Raw genomic sequence first — 18,396 nt, 5'->3', positions numbered from 1 at the left:
CGGACCCGAGAGAAGGCCGATGTCCACCACCCCGATCGCCGACCACGCCGCGCTCACGCAGGCGAAGCTGGCCGCGCAGGCCCCCGCCGAGCTGCTCGCGCCGTTCGACGAGGAGCGCCGGCAGCTCACCGCGGCCGGCGTCCCCGCCGACGTGGCGCAGCCGGGCACCCCGCTGCCGGACGCCGACCTCGTCGACGCCCACGGCGGTTCGACCACGCTGCACACCGCGCTCGGCGGCCGGCCCGCCGTGGTCGTGTTCTACCGCGGCGCGTGGTGCCCGTTCTGCAACCTGGCGCTGCGCACCTACCAGGCGGAGCTGGTCGAACCGCTCGCGCAGCGTGGCGCCGTGCTCGTCGCGATCAGCCCGCAGAAGCCGGACGGCTCGCTCACCATGCAGGAGACCAACGAGCTCACGTTCACCGTGCTTTCCGACGAGGGCAACAAGATCGCCGCGCGGCTCGGCATCCTCACCGAACCCACCGACGGCGCGAAGGCGACCCAGGCGGCCCTCGGGCTCGACGTGGCCGCCCGCAACGCCGACGGCACCGCCGTGATCCCCATGCCCACCACGCTCGTCGTGGACGCCGGCGCCACGATCCGCTGGATCGACGTCCACCCCGACTACGTCAGCCGCAGCGAGCCGGCCGCCATCCTGGCCGCGTTCGACGCTGTTGCGCAATGAAGGCGAGGAAGGAACCACCGGTGAAGGATCTGCACCCCCGCTACGGCCCGTACGCGGTGGTCACCGGCGCCTCCGCCGGGATCGGCGCCGAGTTCGCCACGCAGCTCGCCGCCGCCGGGTTCTCGCTCGTGCTCGTCGCCCGCCGCAAGGAAAAGCTCCAGGGGCTCGCCGACCGGCTGCGGGAAAGGCACGGCACCACCGCGGAAGTGGTCGACCTCGACCTCGGCCGCGAAGACGCCGTCGCCGAACTGGTGCGCCGCACCGCGCACCTCGACGTGGGGCTCCTCGTGGCGAGCGCGGGCACGGCGACCGCCGGCCCGTTCCTCGACACGCCGCTGGCCACGGAGACCGCGGTGCTCGACCTCTCCCTCACCGTGCCGATGCGGCTGGCCCACGAATACGGCCGGCGCTTCCGCGACCGCGGCCGGGGCGCGCTGGTGCTGGTGTCCTCGGCCGTCGCGTTCGGCGCGGTGCCCTACCTCGCCAACTACTCGGCCGCGAAAGCCTATGTGGCCCAGTTCGGGCAGGCCCTGCGGCACGAGCTGAAACCCGCCGGTGTCGATGTGCTCGTGCTCGCGCCGGGACCCACCGCCACCGAAGGGTTCGCGAACACTGACGGCATCGACTTCACGAAGCTGCCGATGCCGGCGATGTCCGCGGACTCCGTGGTCCGCGCCGCGCTGCGGGGTCTGGGCCGCAAGGCCCTGGTGATTCCCGGGCCGCTCAACAAGGTGAACGATTTCTTCGGCAAGCACGTGGCCACGCGGGCGCTGCAGACAGCGATGTTCGGCACCCTCGTGCGACGCGCCCTGGTCGCCGGCCGCGCCACCTGATCGGCCGCGCTGCTCGATCGACCACCGCCGTCGGCGTCCGGCTCGCACCGGACGCCGACGGCGGCTCATCGGCCGAACGTGATCTGCGCCGGGTGCGTGTCCAGCGCCGCCTGGTTGAACGTCACGGCCACGCCCTGACCCCGCAACCGCGACGCCCGCTGGTCGAGCTTCCAGCCGTCGAGCCGGACGCCGAGGTTCGGGTGGCGTCGCGACTGGTCGGCGGTGAGCTGCACGCGGACGGTGGCCGACTCCCCGCCGGTCAGGTTGAGGTAGTTGTCGCTGAAGGTGGCGGGCAGGACGCGCTCGCCGGTGCGGGTGTCGTAGACCTGCAGGTGCAGCATCAGCGCCACGGCGTGGCCGGTGTTCGAGACCTTCGCCGTGAGGTCCAGGCCGTCGTGGCCGCGCCGAGCGTCCGCCGTCACGGAGACGGTGGCGGCCGGCACGGTGTCCAGGCTCGCGAAACCGGCGGCGTGGGCCGGGTTCTCGACCCAGGAGAAGCTGCGGACCAGCTCGGTGCCCTTGGTGTCCTTCAGCGACAGCCGCACGAAAGCGACGTCACCGGGCGTGGTGCCGAGCTGCGCCGCCAGGCTGCCGAGCACGGTGCGCCCGGACGCGCCGGCCCCGACGGGCCACGAAGCGTTCGCGAAGGCCTTCCCGGTGAGGTCGAACAAGGTCGCGGTGGCCGTGCCGTGCACGGCCGCGCGGGTGTGGTTGGCCACCACGACGTCGAGCGACTCGCGGTCGAGGATCACGTTCACCCGCCGGCACGCGTGCTGCACCGCGTAGTACGCCGAATGGGCTTCGAGGTCGTGGCTGTACATCTGCCACACGAAACTCGGCTGCGCCGGGTTGGTCATCCACATGATCACGCCGGTGCGCGGGTACGGCTTGCCCGGCGCGGCGCCGAGCATGTTCGCCGCGTGGGCTTCGTAGATCGCGCGGATGCACTCGTAGTTCATCAGCTGCGACTTGCGCGCGAAGTCCGGCAGGTTCGCCACGGTGCCGTAGCGCTGCGCGGTGAGCGCGAGGTATCCCGCGCCACCACCGTTGCCGCCGTTGCCGTTCACGTCGCGGTCGGCCCAGAAGTCGTCCGGGTGCTCCCACGACGACTCAGGCAGCATCTTGCGCAGGAACTCCAGCGTCGGGATGGAGTACGAGCCGACCTCGTTGTGGAAGGGCGGCCACTTCGTGCCGTCGTTGCGCGAGAAGTGGTCACTCGGCTCGACCCAGTGGTACGGCCCGCCCGAGGTGTAGCCGCCGATGGGGTTCGCGCCGGTGTCACCGGCCGAACTGGTGAGCACGGCACGCTTCGGGTCGAGCTCCGCGACCAGCGCGTCGAGGCCGTCGATCAACGGCTGCGGCGGCGGACCCTCGTTGCCACCGCACCAGAGCAGGATCGACGGGTGGTTGCGGAACCGCACGATGCAGTCGCGGATGTTCGCGAGGTCCCGCGCGGTGTTCTCCGGCGGCGGGCCCTCGGTCGAGCAGAAGAAGTCCTGCCACACCAGGATGCCGAACTCGTCGCACGCTTCGAAGAAGTCCTCGGTGCTGCTCTGGCCGTTCCAGTTGCGGATGAGGTTGAGGTTCGCGTCGCGGTGCAGCCGCACCTGGTCGCGCAGGCGTTCGCGCGGAATGCGTTTGAGCGCCTCGTCGAGGCCCCAGTTGCCGCCCATCACGAGGATCGGCTGGTTGTTGACCGTGAGCGCGAGGCAGTCGGCCGGCGCGCCCGACGGCGACTGGATCGGCTGGGTGTACTCGATCCGCCGGACGCCGAAGTCGACCGTCCGCTCGTCGCTGACCTGACCGCCGGACTCGACGCCGAGCGTGAGCCGGTAGCGGTGCGGGTCGCCGTACCCGTTGGGCCACCAGAGCTTCGGCCGGTCGAGCTTCAGCGCGGCGAGGTCCTTCGAGGTCAGCGTGATCGACGACGAGCCGGCCGGCACGGTCACGGTCCGCCGGAAGTCACGGCCGTCGAGCGAGCCCTTCAGCACCACGGTGCGGGCCTCGCGGTACGCGCTGTCGAGCGCGAGGTCGATCGTGACGTCGGCCGAACGCAGGTCGGCCGAGAGCGTCGGGTCCACGCGCACGTCGCTCAGCCGCACCGGGCCGGTGGTGGACCAGGTGACCGGCTGCCAGATGCCGAGGTCCCGGTCGGGGATGGTCGGCAGCCAGTCCCAGCCCGACGTGCAGAAGAACGTCGGGCCGTTTTCGAGCGTGATGCCGGTTTTGCCGCCGTTGCGCCCACCGCGGGTCACGCCGCTGGTGTAGCTCGGCAGGGACGGCGGGTCGGTGTGGTCCAGCTTGCCGACCAGCACGGCGAGGTGCGCGGTGCCGCCGGCCTTCGCGACGATGTCGGTCACGTCGAAGACGCCGCGCTTGAACGCGCCTTCGATCGTGCCGACTTCGGCGCCGTTGAGCCAGATCGTGCCCAGGTAGTTGACGCCGTCGAACCGCAGCCAGAACCGCTGGCCCGCGATCAGCCGGGGCACGGGGAACGTGACGCGGTACCAGTAGCCGGTGTCCTTGAGGGTGTCCGGGATCGTGTCGGTGACGATGTGGCCGTAGAGCGGGTCGGGGTACTCGCCGTTGGCGATCATGCTGGTGAGCGGGGTGCCGGGCACGATCGCCGGCTTGAGGCCCGCGATCTGCTGTCCGCTGGACAACCGGCTGCCCGGCGCCGTGGTGGCGTCGGCCGCGGTGAAGGTCCAGCCGCCGGTGATCTCTTGGCCGTCGAGCCGGACCGGGTGTCCCGCGGTGGCGTCAGGGGCGGTGTCCGGGGCCGCGCCCGCGGTGCCGCCGAGGCCGAGCGCGCCGAGCGCACCTCCTCCGGCGACGGCGATGCCACTGGCCAGAAACCGTCTGCGATTCAACCGAGCCACGTCGCTCCCCTGCGTTCGGACAAGATGCTGACAACGTTGTCACCTGCGCTGCGAATTCCATGATTCGCAGTCGGTGAACTCTTTGTCAAGCAAGGGCAGGGTTGGTCCGGACCTCACGGGCGGGCCGGAAACCGGTTTGCCGCAACGCAACCGGGCCTCGGCGTCACGACACCAGCTCGACCTCGAGGCCCATGATGCTCGTGGTGTGACTGCGCCGGAACCAGCGACGAGCCGGCGCGGCGTCGGGCAGCTCGTCGAGGAAAGCCTTGCGCTGCGGCGGGGTCGCCGAGCGCCAGCGCAGTTCGAGCACGGGCCGCACGGGCGCGAGGAAGCCGCGCATCTGTTCGTGCGCCACCTCGGACCGGGCGCGGTACTCGCGATCCGGCTCGTAGGCGAGCTCCAGGTCGATCAACGGCTCGGTGCCGCCGGCGCGGTGCCGGCACCGAGCCAGCATGCGCGCGATCTCGTCGACCGCGAGCTGCACGCTGGTCGTGATCCGATCCTGCCAGCGGCCCAGGTGCGGAGCGTTCACCGCGGCCGGTGCCAGGTCCGCCGACGGCACGATCAAGGCGCCGACCGCGGTCCCGGTGAGCTCGACGCGAAGCCGGCGCCCGCCCGCGTCGACGAAGAACCGCGGCACGCGTCCGGCCAGCCCGGCGCCGGAGCGCAGCCGCGCCCACTCCGAAACGTCGCCGGGCGGGGTGCCGGACAGCACGAACGTGAACTCGAGCTCGTCACCGGTGAGGCTCATCCTCGCCGGGAACAGCGATCCGAGGTCGGTCATGAACGCCGAGCCGATACCGAGTGCGGCACTGGAACCGCCTCCGGTCATCACCACCTCCTCGCGCGTGGGTGGGACTAGACCTGCAGGTCCGCTTCGATGCGCTTGAGGTAGTGCCGCGCCAGCGCCAGGTTCGCGCGTTCGCGGTCGAGCACGAGGTAGAGGAACAGCGAATTGCGCGAGCCGACGGAATTCAGCAGGCGGATCAGGTGGTACTGGCGGTGCAGGGTGATGAGGATGTCCTCGATGCTGTCGTTGAGCGCCAGCGACGCCATCACCCGCAGTTTCGAGCGCACGACCTCGGTGTTGCCGGCCGCCGCCACTTCCAGGTCCAGCCAGTCGCCGCCGCCGCTGGTGCCGAGCGACATGCCGCTGTCGTAGTCGACCAGGGCGACGCCGATCGCGCCGGCGATGGACATGGCCTCTTTCAAAGCGGTGTCGATGTTCATGATCACGCGTACTCCTTTGACTGAACTGGTGGTGGACCGGTGTTTCGCGATCGGGCTAGGCGGCCAGGATCGAGTCGATGCGCTCGATGATCGGCCGGGACTCGTGCAGCAGGCGGCCGACGTTGAGTCCCTTGTCCCCCAACACGACCAGCACCGCGACCCGGCCGATGGCGTACACCGCCATGTAGCCCTCGCTGCTGAACACCACGGTCTGTTTCAACGTGCCTTGCCCGCACGTTTCCGACGCCTGCCGGGCGATGCCGAGGTCGGCGGCCGCGAGCGCGGAGAGCTTCGCGGGATCGAGGCCGGGGTCCGCGTCGGCCATGATCGGAATCCCGTCGACCGCGGCGAGCACCGTGTCGGTGACCCCGGAGACGTTTTCCCGCAGTTTCCTCAGCTCAGCGCCCAGCGCGTCGAAATCCACGATGTCTTTCTTCCTGCGTCGAAAAGGGACGGACGAATCGTCCGGGACTCACCCGGAACCGAAAACTCGCCGCATTCCCGTGGGTGATGTCACAACGGGCGATGGTCACGCACGGCACATCCGGAGACAACTTGACGAACACGTTCCAGCGATGACTCCGAGTGAACTCGTGGTACGAACCCCCGGCCGTCGACAGCTGCCGACAACCATTCGGGGTGCACTTGCGCCGCGAACCCTACCGTCACCATCACTCTTGTCCTACGAACCCCCGCCAACGCGTCGCACGATCACACGATCGGCGCAACCACGCTCAGTCAAACTCGGAATTGGTCGAGTCCTCGTCAATTGATCACCGGGCGACGCGAAAAACCGTTTCACGGCGCCGATCGCACGGCTGAACTGCCACGATGCTCGCGGCCGCCTTATTGGCCGTTTGCCGACGAGCACCGCGGAGTCCACTTTGTCCGGACGCTGCAACACAGTTCCCGCGAAATAGGTCCAGATGTGACGGCGCGCACTTCGGCGGAATTGCCGTTACTCCTTTCGGCGCAGTACCCGTTAATCATTCCGATCGGTCCGGGTCGACCACGAGGCGGACGATCGCGCGCTTGTCGAGCTTGCCGGTGGCGTTGCGCGGCAGCGCGGGCAGGATTCGCAGCTCCTGCGGCAGCTTGTACCGCGCCAGTTTCGCGCCGGCGTGGTCGAAACCTGCCGGGACGCGGACGTATCGGCCGTTGCGCCTGAACCGCCGGAGTGGCCCGCGAATTGGCCTGGCCAGGCGCGGCCGAGGGCTCGGGCGGTGGACGACCGAGCCGGTCGCAGCGGCGCCCGGCTGCTCGGCTGCTCGGCTGCTCGGCCGCTCGGCTGCTCGGCTGCTCGGCTGCTCGGCTGCTCGGCTGCTCGGCTGCTCGGCGAGGATGGCCCACCGCCGCTCGCGCAGGTCCCGGCAATCCTGCGGATCGTCCCGTTGTCCCGGCAACGGCGTCAGATTGCCCGAGCAAGCCGCCGCCGGGCGGCGACATCCACACCCCGCCCTCTCCCGATCCGGATCGCCCCGGGCCGCCTCCAGGCAAAGCCCTCGGCCGTTCGCATGCGCGCGAGGCCCGAGTCCGGCGGCGCGCCGGCGTCGGCAAGACAGCTCGGCGGCACCATCCCCTGCCCCACACGCCGCACAGAGGCGAGTGATCGACCGAAGACCAGTCCCGGCCGCCATCCTCACCCATCAAGCCTCCGACCTGCACAAACTCATCTATGCACTCAAGGTATACCTCCAGTGTATAGTCGCCAGTGTTGATCACCCGGCACAACGACAGCGGGAGGGATGCGCATGAACACCGCGCTTCAAAACAGGCGCATCGCAGCACCGGCGGATCCGCGACCGCCACGAGCGGCGTTCGCCTGGCTGCCCGTCGCCGCCGTTGCGGTGGTGACGGCCGCGGCGTTGGTGGTCGAGGCGGCGCGGCAGGCGTACCACGGCGACGAGCTCTACTTCCTCGCCGCTGCCCAGCACCTCTCCTGGGGGTACGCCGATCAAGGGTTTCTGGTGCCGTTCCTCGCGTGGGTCGCGGAGGCCGGCGGGGGTTCGCCGCTGGCGCTGCGCGCGCCGGCAATAGCCGCGACCGTGGTCGGGGTGGTGCTGGCCGCGTTGCTCGCCCGGGAGTTCGGGGGTGGGCGCTGGGCGCAGGTGGCCACGGCGGCGGTGTCCGCAGCGGCGCCGCGGGTGGTGGACACCGGATCGCTGCTGGCGACGCAGACGTTCGACATCCCGTTGTGGATCGCGACGACGTGGCTGCTCGTGCGCTGGGCCCGTACGCGCGCCGATCGGCTGTGGTGGGGAATGGGTGCGGTCGCGGGGTTCGCGTTCACCGCAAAGCCGCTGATCGCCGTGTTCTGGGTGTGTTGCGTCGCCGTGCTGGTGGTGAGCACACGGAACCCGGCGCTGGTGCCGAACGTCGGCAGGCTGGTCGCGCTCGGTGGGCTGGGCGTGCTGCCCTACCTGATCTGGCAGTGGGCCCACGGGTTCCCGCAGGCGACGCTCGTGCCGGTCGTCGCGCAGGAGACCGGGCAGTTCGCGGGCGGCAAGGCGGCCGTGCTGCCGTTGACGTTGCTCTCCAACGGAGCGCTCGCCGGAGCGGCGCTCGCGGTGTACGGCTGCTGGGTGCTCCTGCGGAACCCGCGCTACCGGTTCCTGGGCTGGACCGTCCTCGCCGTCACCGCCGTGATGCTCGTGGCCGGCGGCCGGTACTACTACTGCGCGGGCCTGTTCCCGGCGTGCTGGGCCGCCGCGGCCACGCACCTCGCCGGCACCCGAGGCGCGTGGCGAAAGGCCGCCTCGGTCGGGGTTTCCGCGGCCACCGGCGCCGTGCTGCTGGTGACGAGCCTCGTCGCGACGGGACCGGCCTGGGCCACGGCCGCCACGCTCGAGGTGCGGGCCGAACAAGGCTGGCCCGCCTTCACCGACGCGGTGGCGCAGGCCTACGCCACGCTGCCGGCCGGCGCCACCGTGGTCACCGCGCACTACTGGCAGGCCAGCGCGGTGAACTGGTTCGGCCCGGGCCTCGGCCTGCCGCCCGCGTACAGCCCGCATCGCGGCTTCGCGGACTTCGGCACACCCTCGGACACCGGTGGTCCGGTCCTGTACGTCGGCACCGACCCGACGCCCCTGCACACCCACTGCGTGCGGGAGTCGGTGACGCCGGCCCAGCCCGGCCACGGCTTCGACGGGCTCAACCAGGGCGTGCCGATCTGGGTCTGCGCCGCGCCCGCGCAACCGTGGTCCGTGTTGTGGCCCCGGCTGCGGCACTCCTGACGCGGGGCTTGGCATAGTCACGGGCGACAACCCCCGGCCACGGAAAGGCAGCACATGGCTTCCCCCCGGCACGACGGAGACACGTGGGACCTGGCGTCCAGCGTCGGCGCGACCGCCACCATGGCCGCGGCGGCGCGGGCGATCGCGACGCGCGCCGAGAATTCGCTGTTCGACGACCCGTTCGCCGAGCCGCTGGTGCGCGCCGTCGGCGTCGAGCTGCTCACCCGGCTGGCGTCCGGCGAGCTGCCGCCGGGTGAGCTCGTCGGCGAGATCTTCATCGACGTGGCCCAGGTCCGCGCCCAGTTCTACGACACGTTTTTCCTCGACGCGGCCCGCGCCGGCGTCACGCAGGCCGTGATCCTGGCCTCGGGCCTGGATTCCCGCGCCTACCGGCTGCCCTGGCCCGCCGGCACCGTGGTGTTCGAGCTCGACCAGCCGCGGGTGATCGACTTCAAGACCCGCACCCTCGCCGACCTCGGCGCCGAGCCCACGGCTGAGCGCCGCACGGCCCCCGCCGACCTGCGCGACGACTGGCCCGCCGCCCTGCGCACCGCCGGCTTCGACCCGGCGCGGCCCACGGCGTGGAGCGCCGAAGGCCTCCTCGGCTACCTGCCGCCCGACGCCCAGGACCGCCTGCTCGACACCCTCACCGACCTCAGCGCACCCGGCAGCCGCGTGGCCACCGAAAGCCGCCCCAACCCCCGCCCCGGCGACGACGCCAAGACCAAGGACCGCCTCGACCGCATCTCCGAAACCTGGCGCGCACAAGGCTTCGACACCGACATGGCCCAGGCGCGCTACTTCGGCGAACGCAACGAAGCCGGCCCCTATCTCACCGAACTCGGCTGGACGCTGACCGGCAGCACCATCCGAGAGCTGTTCGCCGCCAACGACTTCGCTCCGCTCGCCGATGATGCGATGGGGACGGGTGAGGTCCGGTACGTCAAGGGCATCCTCGAAAAGTAGGCGCCTGAACGAGAACGGATCACCCCCGCGTGGCCCGCTCCACCAACTCGAGCACGTGCTCGTACCGCTCCCCCGTCGCCCTCGTCAGGCCGAGTTCGCAGGTGCGGTTGCAGGACACGTGGGCGTCGAACGGGCCGGCGGCGGCCAGTTCCCGGGCCTGGCGCGCGGTGGCCGAGGCGGTGAGCTCGGGGTGCAGCAGGCCGCGGTCGCCGGCGAAGCCGCAGCAGCCCCATTCGTCGGGCACCGTCACGGTGCCGGCCACGGCTTCGGTGAGGGCGCGCAGGGCGCCGGCCAGGCCCAGGCGCGTCGCCGAGCACGTGGGGTGGAGGGCGACCGCCGGGGCGGGGGCGGTGATCGTGAGGTGGGGCAGCACGGAGTCGCGGACGAACTCGACGGCGTCGACCACCCGGATCGCGTGGAAGTGCTCCGGGCCGCCTTCGACGAGGTGGCGCAGGCCCTCGGTGCACGAAGACGCGTCGCCGATCACCGGGATTTCGCCGCCGCGCGTGGCGGACCACAGGGCGGGCAGCACGCGCCGCGCCATCTCGTCGTGGCCGCGGTCGAGGCCCTTCGACTTCCACGGCGTGCCGCAGCAGAGCGACGGCAGCCCGGCCGGGGTCGTGAGGCGGACCCCGGCGCGCTCGCACAGCGTCCGCAGCGCCGCGGCGGCTCCGTCGCCTTCGCTGCCGAACATCGTGCCGGTGCAGGAGGCGAACAGCACGGCATCGGCGTTGTCGACCGCGGTTTCGGTGCGCCGCCGGCCGCCGCGCGGGAGTTCGGGTGACCACAGCGGAACCGCGTCGGTGCCGCCGGTCTTGCGGGCCAGCTCGTTCGCGCCGAGCACCAGGCGCCGCGGCAGCTTGGCCGCGGTGGTGAGCGCGGTGGCGGCCGCGCGCGTGGTGCCGTCCCAGTGCCGGGCCGCGCCGGCCCACAGCGCCGACGCCGCGCGGCCGGCGTCTTCGGCGCGAAGCCGCTTCATCAGGTCGCCGGTGTTGATCGTGACCGGGCAGGCGGTCTGGCACATGCCGTCGACGGCGCAGGTCTGCACGGCGTCGTAGTCGTACTCGGCCCGCAGCCGCGCGACCGTGTCCGTGTCGCCGGCTTCGCGGGCGCGCTCGATTTCGCGACGCAGCACGATGCGCTGCCGCGGCGTGGTGGTCAGGTCGCGGCTGGGGCACACGGGTTCGCAGAAGCCGCATTCCACGCAGCGGTCCACTTCCTCCTCCACCCGCGGCGAAGCCTTGAGGTTCCGCAGGTGCCCGCTGGGGTCCTCGGCGATGAGCACGCCGGGGTTGAGCAGGTCGCGCGGGTCGCACAGGCGCTTGATCTCGACCATCACCTCGTACAGCTCGTCGCCGTACTGCCGGCGCACGAACGGGGCCATCATCCGGCCGGTGCCGTGCTCGGCCTTGAGCGATCCGCCGCGCCCGAGCACGAGGTCGACCATGTCGTCGGTGAACGCGGCGAACCGGTCGAGCGGTCCCCCACCGCCGAGCTGCTCGGTGAGCATGAAGTGGATGTTGCCGTCCTTGGCGTGGCCGAAGATCACGCTGTCGTGGTAGCCGTGGGTGGCGAACAGGCCGGTGAGCGCCTCGCACGTCGGCAGCAGTTCGGGCACCGGCACCACGATGTCCTCCAGCAGCGCCGTGGTGCCGCTCGGCCGCGCGCCGGCGATCATGGCGTAGAGGCCCTTGCGCACGTGCCAGTGCCCGGCGCGCGTCGCCGCGTCGGCGGACAACGCCGCCGAGCCGCCGATCGGCAGCGCGGCCAGTGTCTTTCCCGCAGTCCCGGCCAGTTCGTCGACCTCCTCGGCGGTCGCGGCCTGGTACTCGATCAGCAGCGCCGCGTGCCGGTCGACGGCGAGGTCGCGCAGCGCGCCGGTGGCCTGGGCGTCGCGCTGGCCCACGCGCAAGGACGTCGCGTCGAGGAGCTCGATCGTCGCCGGGCCGGTGGCGACCAGGGCCGGCAGCGCACCGGTGGCGCCGGCGAGGTCGTCGAACACGAGCAGGCCGGTGCGCGCGTGCCCGTGGAGCGGCACGGTGCGCAGGACCACCGACGCGATGAACGCCAGCGTGCCCTCACTGCCCACCGCGAGGTGGGCCAGGATGTCGGCCGGCGCGGTGTGGTCCAGCAGCGAGTTGAGGCCGTAGCCCATGGTGTTCTTCATCGAGAACTGCTGCTCGATCCGCTTGCGCAGCACCGCGTCGTCGCGGACGCGATCGCGCAGCCGGCTCAGCCCGGCGTGCAGTTCGGGCTCGGCGGCGCGCAGGCGCTCGTCGGCGTCGCGCCGGCCGGTGTCCACGACCGTGCCCGACGGCAGCACGAGCACCATCGATTCGAGCGTCGCGTAGCTGTTGGCCCAGGTGCCGCAGGCCATGCCGCTGGAGTTGTTGGCGACCACGCCGCCGACGGTGCAGGCGACCTCACTGGCCGGGTCGGGGCCGAGCTTGCGGCCCAGGCGCGCGAGACGCGCGTTGACCTGGCGGATCGTGGCGCCGGGGCCGACCCGCACGCGCGCGCCGTCGTCGAGCACCTCGATGTCGCGGAAGTGGCGACGGGTGTCCACGAGCACGCCGTCGGTGCCACCCTGCCCGGACAGGCTCGTGCCCCCGGACCGGAACCCCAGCGGCACGCCGGCCGAGCCCGCCGCGGCGAACAGCTTCCCGACCTCGTCCGCGCTGCGGGCGCTCACGACCGCGCGCGGGGTGAGCAGGAAGTGGGACGCGTCGTGCGCGTGGGCCAGGCGGTCGATCAGCCGGTGCCGGACCAAGCCCGGGTCTCCGGTCGCGGCGGCCAGCAGCGTGAGCAGGTCGGCGGAACGGCCCGAGGTGGTGGCGGGCTCGGTGGCGGTCATCGGCTGATCCTCGTCGCTCGGGGATGTCGCGGCGCGTTCAGCCTGCACTCCGACGTGCCGGGTCCTCAACAGCTACCGACGGATCCGCCGGGCGCGACGATCACCCTGGGTGACGATTCACGGCTTCCGAGGGCCGCCGTTCGCGACCGGCGGCTCTCGGAGTGTCCACTCAGGACGGTGGACGGACGGCCGTGTCGCGCAGCCCCGCGTGGGCCCGGTAGCGCGGTCGGCGGAGCTCAGGTTGGCGACGAGCGACTCCACCTCGTGGGCGTTGCGCAGCCGCCTGGCGTAGATCCCGTGCAGGCCGGGCTCGTCCGGCCAGCGCCTTTACGACGTAGGTATCGGCGCGGGAGTCGCCGAGCACCAGCACGTTCGTGCCGAGCTCGGCGATCTCCGGGTTCCGCAGCACCGGAGCGGACAGGTGGTGGAAGGCCGCCGTGACCCGCGATTCGGGCAGCGGCACGGCGGCCTGCTGCGCGGCACTGCCGTCCGGCACAGTCATCGCGCAGGCGCCCTGTTTGTCGCAGCCGAGCGGGTTCACGCAGTCGACCACGAGCTTGCCGGCCGGCTCCGCGCGTACCGAGGTCAGGACCTCGGCGTGGCCGGCCCACGGCACGTCCACGATCACGACGTCGCCGCGCCGGGCGCCGTCGGCGTTGCCCGCGCCCTCGATCGCATTCCCTTCGATAGCTTGACCGACTTCCACGGCGGCAGCGTGGGCGCGCTCGGCGTCACGGGAGCTGAGGATCACGCGCCGCCCCGCCCGGCCAGCCGGTACGCGAGGCTGCGGCCCTGCTCACCCCTGCCGCCGAGCACCCCGACGACCCGAGGACACGTCCTGCAGCGCCCACAGGTCCTTCGCCGCGGCCGTCGCCGCCGCCGCGATGGTCGTCAGGCCACCGCCCGGTCGTGCAGCTCCACCGCCGCGTCGAGCATCTGTCCGGTGTTCTCGAACCAGTCGTGCAGGTTCAGGTCGATGATCAGCTCGTCGGCACCGGCCTCTTCGGCCGTGTGCACGTCTTCCAGGATCTGGTCGAGCGTGCCGACGAACGCGGCGCGGTCGGGTCCCTGGGGACTGTCCGTGAAGGTGACGTTGCCCACCACGACCAGCTCCATCCGGCTCGCGTCGCGGCCGTAGCCGGTGGCCAGCTCGCGGATCCGGTCCCAGCTCGCCCGCAGGCCCGCGGCCCCGGCCGGCCCCGGAGTGGTGAGCAGTGGCAGCCAGCCGTCCGCGCGCCGGGCGACGCGCCGCACGGCGGCAGTACTGGTCTCGCGGCCGAGGTTGGCGCCCCCGCCGCCGAGCATCACCGGGATCTTGCCGACGGGCTTGGGCAGCACGAAGGCGTTGTCGATCACGGCGCGCGTTCCGTGGAACGACACCGGGTCCGGTCCCCACACGGCGTCGAACACGTCGAGCGTCTCGTCGAGGTGCCGGCCCCGGTCGCCGCGGCGCACGCCGGCGGCGTGGAACTCGTCGCTGGACCAGCCCGTGGCCAGTCCCGCGATCACGCGCCCGCCGCTGAGCTGGTCGATCGTGGCCAGCTCCTTCGCCAGCTGCACGGGCCCGTGCAGCGGCGCGACCAGCACGGACGTGCCGAGGCGCACCTTCTCCGTGACCGCGGCCGCAGCGGTGAGCACCGCCAGCGGGTCGGCGGCCTGGCGCGAGCCCTCGGGCCACGGCACGTTCGGCGGCGCGTACGGCTCGAGCGGCGAGACCGGGAAGAGCAGCCGCTCGTAGGTCCACAGGCTGTCGTAGCCGGCCTCTTCCGCCGTGCGGGCGGCGGTCACCACATCGCGCCGAAGGTCGACGCCCAGCCGTTGCGGCAGGCGAAGTCCGAGTTTCACTGGTCCTCCGAGGATTCGTCGTGGTCCGTGGCGGAACGGCTGTTCCCGGCCACGCACCCAGCCTCAACGTTCACACCGATGTGAAGGTCAATGTAGGCTGGAGCACATGCGAATCGGAGAGCTCGCCCAGCGCACCGGCGTGTCCACCCGGCTGCTGCGCTACTACGAAGAGCAGGGCCTGCTCGCCCCCGGCCGCGGCGCCAACGGCTACCGCGATTACAGCGAGTCCCAGGTGGACGTCGTCGCCCAGATCAAGGGCCTGCTCGACGCCGGGCTCCCGACCCGCATCATCCAGGACCTCCTGCCGTGCCTGGACAAGCCGGAGACCATCCACGTGCCGAACGTGACGACCGAGATGATCGCGACGCTGCGGCGCGAGCAGGCCCGCCTGTCCGACCGCATCGACTTCCTCACCCGCAACCGCGACGCGATCGGCGACTACCTCGACGCGGTCCTGGAAGTGAAGTCGGCGAACGCGGCGAGCGGAGCCACGGCCTGAACCGCCGTCGGCAATTCATCGTCCCGGCTCTCTCGTTTTTCACAAATCCCTGACCTGATCGACTTCGCCGTTCAATGGTCGTGCCCCGTTCACCTTTTCCTTTCCGGCGAGAATCTTTCATTCCTTCCCCGGGAACCATTCGGGAATGAATCGGACACGGCACGCCCTTTGTGAGACAGGGCATATTCACTTCCAAGATCCACCTCGCTTATCGTGAATGCGAAAAGACAAGCGAGGTTTTCCGTGTTCAAAGTCGTTTTCACCGCCGGCGATCCCGGCTGGTCCACACCACTGCCCGCCGCCCACTCCGAACGCATCGACGTCACCCTCTTCGAGCGGGTGAGTCTCGACGAACTCCGTGACGAGACAACGGAAGTCGGTGAATTCGGCACTCTGCGCGCCGCGTATGGCGCGGCCCACCGCTGGCCGCTCGACGCGCACGGTTCGGATCTCGACCGTTACGACGAGGATCTGCGAAGCACCTACATCCTCGCCCGAGACCGGTCGGGAAGTCTTCTCGCCGGACAGCGGGCGACCGCACTGCGCACCACGGTGGCCGAGACGCTGAGCATGTCGATGTGGCAGCACGCCGTCGAACGCGAGTCCGTGGCCGCACAACTGGCCCGGCAGTATTTCCGCGTCCGGGAAATCGACGAGCTGGCCGAACGCGGACTCGTGTGGGACCTCACCCGCATGCTGACCACGCAGAGCGTGGACCCGCGGGCCACCGAGCGCAAAGACCTGCTGCTCGCCCAGGCCGCACTCGTCGACACCTTCCGGGTCGTCGGCGCCCGCGCGGGATCCGGCTCGCTGCTGATCACGGTGGTCACACCCGAGGCCAAGCGGTTCCTGGACCGCCTGATGCCGGACAACGAAGTGCTGCTGCGCGGCAGCATCGGACCCGAAGAGCCCGAGTCCTTCCTGCTGACGATGCGCGTGGACGACTCGCACCAGGCCCAGCTCGCGGACGCGCGCGACCGCATCGAGCGGCTCCTCGACCGCGTCGACCCGGCCGGCGCGGCCCGTCCTCCCGCGCCGGCCGCGACGTGAGCCACGCGGCCGGGGTCAGCCTTCGGCGCGCTCGGGTTTGCGCCAGAACGTCGCCAACTGGGCGGCGGCGACGGTGAGGCCGAGTGCGGTCGCGGCGGCGGCGACCCACGGGCCGCCGACGTGGCCCGGGCGGCCCAGACGGCCGAGACGAGCGTCGAGGCTGTAGCGGCCCGCGCCGAGCGCACCGGTGGCGGCGGAGGCCGCCGCGAGCGACAGCACGTATTCGTAGCCCTCGTCGACGATGAAGTAGCCGTTGGGCACGTGCACGGTGCGCGCGGCGACGGCCATGGTGCCGATGACCGCGGCGGCCGCGGCCGGCGTCGCCAGGCCGGCCGCGAGCGCGGCCCCGGCACCGATCTCGACGACGGCGCTGGCCCGGGCCTGCAGCTCGGGACGCTCGAAGCCGATGCTCTTGAACCAGCCGGCCGTGCCCGAAAGCGACCGGGCGTGCCGCACGCCGTGGGCCACCATCGTGCCGCCGACCGCCAGCCGCAGTACGAGACGCGCCACCTCGACGCCGGCTCCCTTGCTCATGGTCGCTCACCTGATCCCGGCCGTGGTTGTAAGGTCGAGTTAGTTCATATCAGTTAACTGATTAGACCGCCAGGAGCGCCGGTGGCGACCATCGGGTGCCGTCCCGGCGGTGCGGTTGTATTTCGTCACATCGTGACGATATTCTGCCGACCTGCTCTTCCCGTGCCGAAATGGGGTCGACCGTGCTCGCCGCCGCTGTTGTCGTGCCGCATCCGCCGCTGCTGGTGCCCGAACTGACCCAGGGCGCGGCGCCGCTGTCCGAGCCGGTGCGGCGGGCCTGCATCGCCGCGGCGCGCGAGCTCGCCGGAGCCACCACGCGGTGGCGAGCCGTCGCGACCTGGCCCACCGGTCCGCGGCGACTGCCGCCCGAGTCGAGCGGCACGTTCGCGCCGTTCGGGGTCGATGTGCGGGTCCGGCTTTCGCGCGACGGCGACGGCCCCGTCGAAGACGACCTGCCGCTGCCCGCGCTGGTCGCCGGGTGGCTGAGGGGCCAGGCCGGTGCCGATCGCGTGACTGTCGATCTCCAGCCGCCGGACCTGTCCGCCGAACGACGCCGGGCGTGGGGTGCCGACCTCGCCGCCACCGCCGAACCCACCGGGCTGCTGGTGCTCGGCGACGGCTCCACCCGGCACAGCGACCGCGGCCCGGAGCTGCGCGACGACCGCGCCGACGGCTTCGACCAGCACGTGCACGACCTTTTCAAACGCGCCGACGCCCAAGGCCTGCTCGACCTGGACCCCGGCCTGGCGGCCGAACTCGGTGCTCGCGGCCGTGCAGCATGGGCCTGTCTCGGCGGCGCGATCCTGGCCGACGGCCGCCCCTGGCAGGCGAGGTCGGCCGAGATGTTCCTCCCGTTCGGCGTGGCTTACCACGTGGTGGTTCTCGCTCCCGTCGCCGCGAAAGGCCGGTGACCCGATGCCCGAACTGACTCTGCGCGGCCGGCGCCTCGAACGGGACCGCGCGTTCGTGATGGCCATCGTGAACCGCACCCCGGACTCGTTCTACGACCGCGGCGCGACCTTCGGCGACGAGAGCGCGATGGCCGCGGTCGAGCGCGCCGTGGCCGAGGGCGCGGACCTCGTGGACATCGGCGGGGTCAAGGCGGGCCCGGGAAACGCGGTCGACACGACCGAGGAGATCCGGCGCGTGGTGCCGTTCATCGCGGCGATCCGCGAAGCCTTCCCGGCGTTGCCGATCAGCGTCGACACCTGGCGGTCCGACGTCGGGCGGGAGGCCTGCCTCGCGGGCGCGGACCTGATCAACGACACCTGGGCCGGCGCGGACGGGAAGCTGGTCGAGGTGGCCGCGGAGTTCGGCGCGGGGTACGTGTGCTCCCACACCGGCGGCGCCGAGGTGCGCACCCGGCCGTTCCGGGTGAGCTACCCGCACCTGACCGAAACGGTGATCGCCGACGTCACGACACTGGCGCGGCACGCGGTCGACGTCGGCGTGCCGCGCGAGGGCGTGCTGATCGACCCGACCCACGACTTCGGCAAGAACACCTGGCACAGCATCGAGCTGCTGCGCCACACGCGGGACCTCGTCGACACCGGCTGGCCGGTGCTCATGGCCTTGTCCAACAAGGACTTCGTGGCGGAGACGCTCGACGTGGAGCTCACCGAGCGCGTCGACGGCACGCTGGCGGCCACCGCGCTCGCGGCGAACTCCGGCGCGACCATGTTCCGCGTCCACGAGGTCAAGCGGACGCGGCACGTGCTGGAGATGGTGGCGACGATCGAAGGGACCCGGCCGCCGGCCCGGTGTGTGCGCGGCCTCGCGTGACCTTGACCG

General features: G+C 71.7%; 17 protein-coding genes. 8 read left to right on the top strand and 9 right to left on the bottom strand.

All coding sequences use genetic code 11. From position 1 onward, the window contains the following. The first annotated feature begins 19 nt into the window (after nucleotides 1–19). On the top strand, nucleotides 20–682 hold the full coding sequence (locus tag VSH64_RS10875) for a peroxiredoxin-like family protein (RefSeq protein ID WP_326835416.1): 663 nt from the start codon (nucleotides 20–22) through the stop codon (nucleotides 680–682). 20 nt (nucleotides 683–702) lie between these two features. After that, a complete protein-coding gene (locus VSH64_RS10870) occupies nucleotides 703–1,515 on the top strand; it encodes an SDR family NAD(P)-dependent oxidoreductase (RefSeq protein WP_326835415.1) in 813 nt (270 codons plus the stop codon). A gap of 65 nt (nucleotides 1,516–1,580) precedes the next feature. On the opposite strand, the gene VSH64_RS10865 is transcribed toward VSH64_RS10870, so the two are convergent. The 5 genes from VSH64_RS10865 to VSH64_RS10845 all read right to left on the bottom strand — a co-directional run bounded on the left by VSH64_RS10865 (nucleotide 1,581) and on the right by VSH64_RS10845 (nucleotide 7,027). Continuing rightward, entirely contained in the window at nucleotides 1,581–4,394 is a 2,814-nt protein-coding gene (locus VSH64_RS10865; RefSeq protein WP_326835414.1) for a glycoside hydrolase family 2 protein, read from the bottom strand. Nucleotides 4,395–4,557: 163 nt separating this feature from the next. Continuing rightward, entirely contained in the window at nucleotides 4,558–5,226 is a 669-nt protein-coding gene (locus VSH64_RS10860; protein WP_326835413.1) for a hypothetical protein, read from the bottom strand. Between the two features lie 26 nt (nucleotides 5,227–5,252). After that, the gene (locus VSH64_RS10855; protein ID WP_326835412.1) at nucleotides 5,253–5,624 is read right to left on the bottom strand and encodes a hypothetical protein; all 372 of its coding nucleotides are present in this window, start codon (nucleotides 5,622–5,624) and stop codon (nucleotides 5,253–5,255) included. A 55-nt stretch (nucleotides 5,625–5,679) separates the two neighbouring features. Continuing rightward, nucleotides 5,680–6,048: a roadblock/LC7 domain-containing protein gene (locus tag VSH64_RS10850; RefSeq protein WP_326835411.1), complete on the bottom strand. Its 369-nt coding sequence runs from the start codon at nucleotides 6,046–6,048 to the stop codon at nucleotides 5,680–5,682. A gap of 562 nt (nucleotides 6,049–6,610) precedes the next feature. Continuing rightward, complete coding sequence (locus tag VSH64_RS10845; protein WP_326835410.1) at nucleotides 6,611–7,027, bottom strand: hypothetical protein; 417 nt, start codon at nucleotides 7,025–7,027, stop codon at nucleotides 6,611–6,613. Between the two features lie 348 nt (nucleotides 7,028–7,375). Between VSH64_RS10845 and VSH64_RS10840 the strand changes: the two genes are divergently transcribed. Then, a complete protein-coding gene (locus tag VSH64_RS10840) occupies nucleotides 7,376–8,857 on the top strand; it encodes a glycosyltransferase family 39 protein (RefSeq protein WP_326835409.1) in 1,482 nt (493 codons plus the stop codon). Nucleotides 8,858–8,911: 54 nt separating this feature from the next. Beyond that, nucleotides 8,912–9,823, top strand: coding sequence for a class I SAM-dependent methyltransferase (locus VSH64_RS10835; RefSeq protein WP_326835408.1), 912 nt, complete (start codon nucleotides 8,912–8,914; stop codon nucleotides 9,821–9,823). A 19-nt stretch (nucleotides 9,824–9,842) separates the two neighbouring features. Here the strand turns inward: VSH64_RS10835 and VSH64_RS10830 are convergent, their stop codons facing one another. The 3 genes from VSH64_RS10830 to VSH64_RS10820 all read right to left on the bottom strand — a co-directional run bounded on the left by VSH64_RS10830 (nucleotide 9,843) and on the right by VSH64_RS10820 (nucleotide 14,522). Then, nucleotides 9,843–12,677 (bottom strand): FAD-binding and (Fe-S)-binding domain-containing protein, encoded by a 2,835-nt coding sequence (locus VSH64_RS10830; RefSeq protein ID WP_326835407.1) that lies wholly within the window; start codon nucleotides 12,675–12,677, stop codon nucleotides 9,843–9,845. Between the two features lie 169 nt (nucleotides 12,678–12,846). Further along, entirely contained in the window at nucleotides 12,847–13,383 is a 537-nt protein-coding gene (locus tag VSH64_RS10825) for an NAD(P)-binding domain-containing protein (RefSeq protein ID WP_326835406.1), read from the bottom strand. A gap of 185 nt (nucleotides 13,384–13,568) precedes the next feature. Continuing rightward, complete coding sequence (locus tag VSH64_RS10820) at nucleotides 13,569–14,522, bottom strand: TIGR03619 family F420-dependent LLM class oxidoreductase (RefSeq protein WP_326835405.1); 954 nt, start codon at nucleotides 14,520–14,522, stop codon at nucleotides 13,569–13,571. A 106-nt stretch (nucleotides 14,523–14,628) separates the two neighbouring features. On the opposite strand from VSH64_RS10820, the gene VSH64_RS10815 reads away from it, so the two are divergent. After that, nucleotides 14,629–15,021: a MerR family transcriptional regulator gene (locus VSH64_RS10815; RefSeq protein ID WP_326835404.1), complete on the top strand. Its 393-nt coding sequence runs from the start codon at nucleotides 14,629–14,631 to the stop codon at nucleotides 15,019–15,021. A gap of 243 nt (nucleotides 15,022–15,264) precedes the next feature. After that, nucleotides 15,265–16,071 (top strand): hypothetical protein, encoded by an 807-nt coding sequence (locus VSH64_RS10810; RefSeq protein ID WP_326835403.1) that lies wholly within the window; start codon nucleotides 15,265–15,267, stop codon nucleotides 16,069–16,071. A 15-nt stretch (nucleotides 16,072–16,086) separates the two neighbouring features. Here the strand turns inward: VSH64_RS10810 and VSH64_RS10805 are convergent, their stop codons facing one another. Further along, on the bottom strand, nucleotides 16,087–16,605 hold the full coding sequence (locus VSH64_RS10805) for a DoxX family protein (RefSeq protein ID WP_326835402.1): 519 nt from the start codon (nucleotides 16,603–16,605) through the stop codon (nucleotides 16,087–16,089). Nucleotides 16,606–16,775: 170 nt separating this feature from the next. Here VSH64_RS10805 and VSH64_RS10800 point away from each other — a divergent pair, with 170 nt between their 5' ends. Together VSH64_RS10800 and folP are read left to right on the top strand one after the other, a co-directional pair. Continuing rightward, on the top strand, nucleotides 16,776–17,516 hold the full coding sequence (locus tag VSH64_RS10800; RefSeq protein WP_326835401.1) for a class III extradiol ring-cleavage dioxygenase family protein: 741 nt from the start codon (nucleotides 16,776–16,778) through the stop codon (nucleotides 17,514–17,516). A 4-nt stretch (nucleotides 17,517–17,520) separates the two neighbouring features. Beyond that, a complete protein-coding gene (folP, locus tag VSH64_RS10795) occupies nucleotides 17,521–18,387 on the top strand; it encodes a dihydropteroate synthase (protein WP_326835400.1) in 867 nt (288 codons plus the stop codon). Nucleotides 18,388–18,396 lie beyond the last annotated feature (9 nt).

Origin of the sequence: Amycolatopsis rhabdoformis (assembly GCF_035918295.1) — a bacterium.
GTDB lineage: Bacteria > Actinomycetota > Actinomycetes > Mycobacteriales > Pseudonocardiaceae > Amycolatopsis > Amycolatopsis rhabdoformis.
This window is presented reverse-complemented; position numbering and strand designations above follow the sequence as displayed.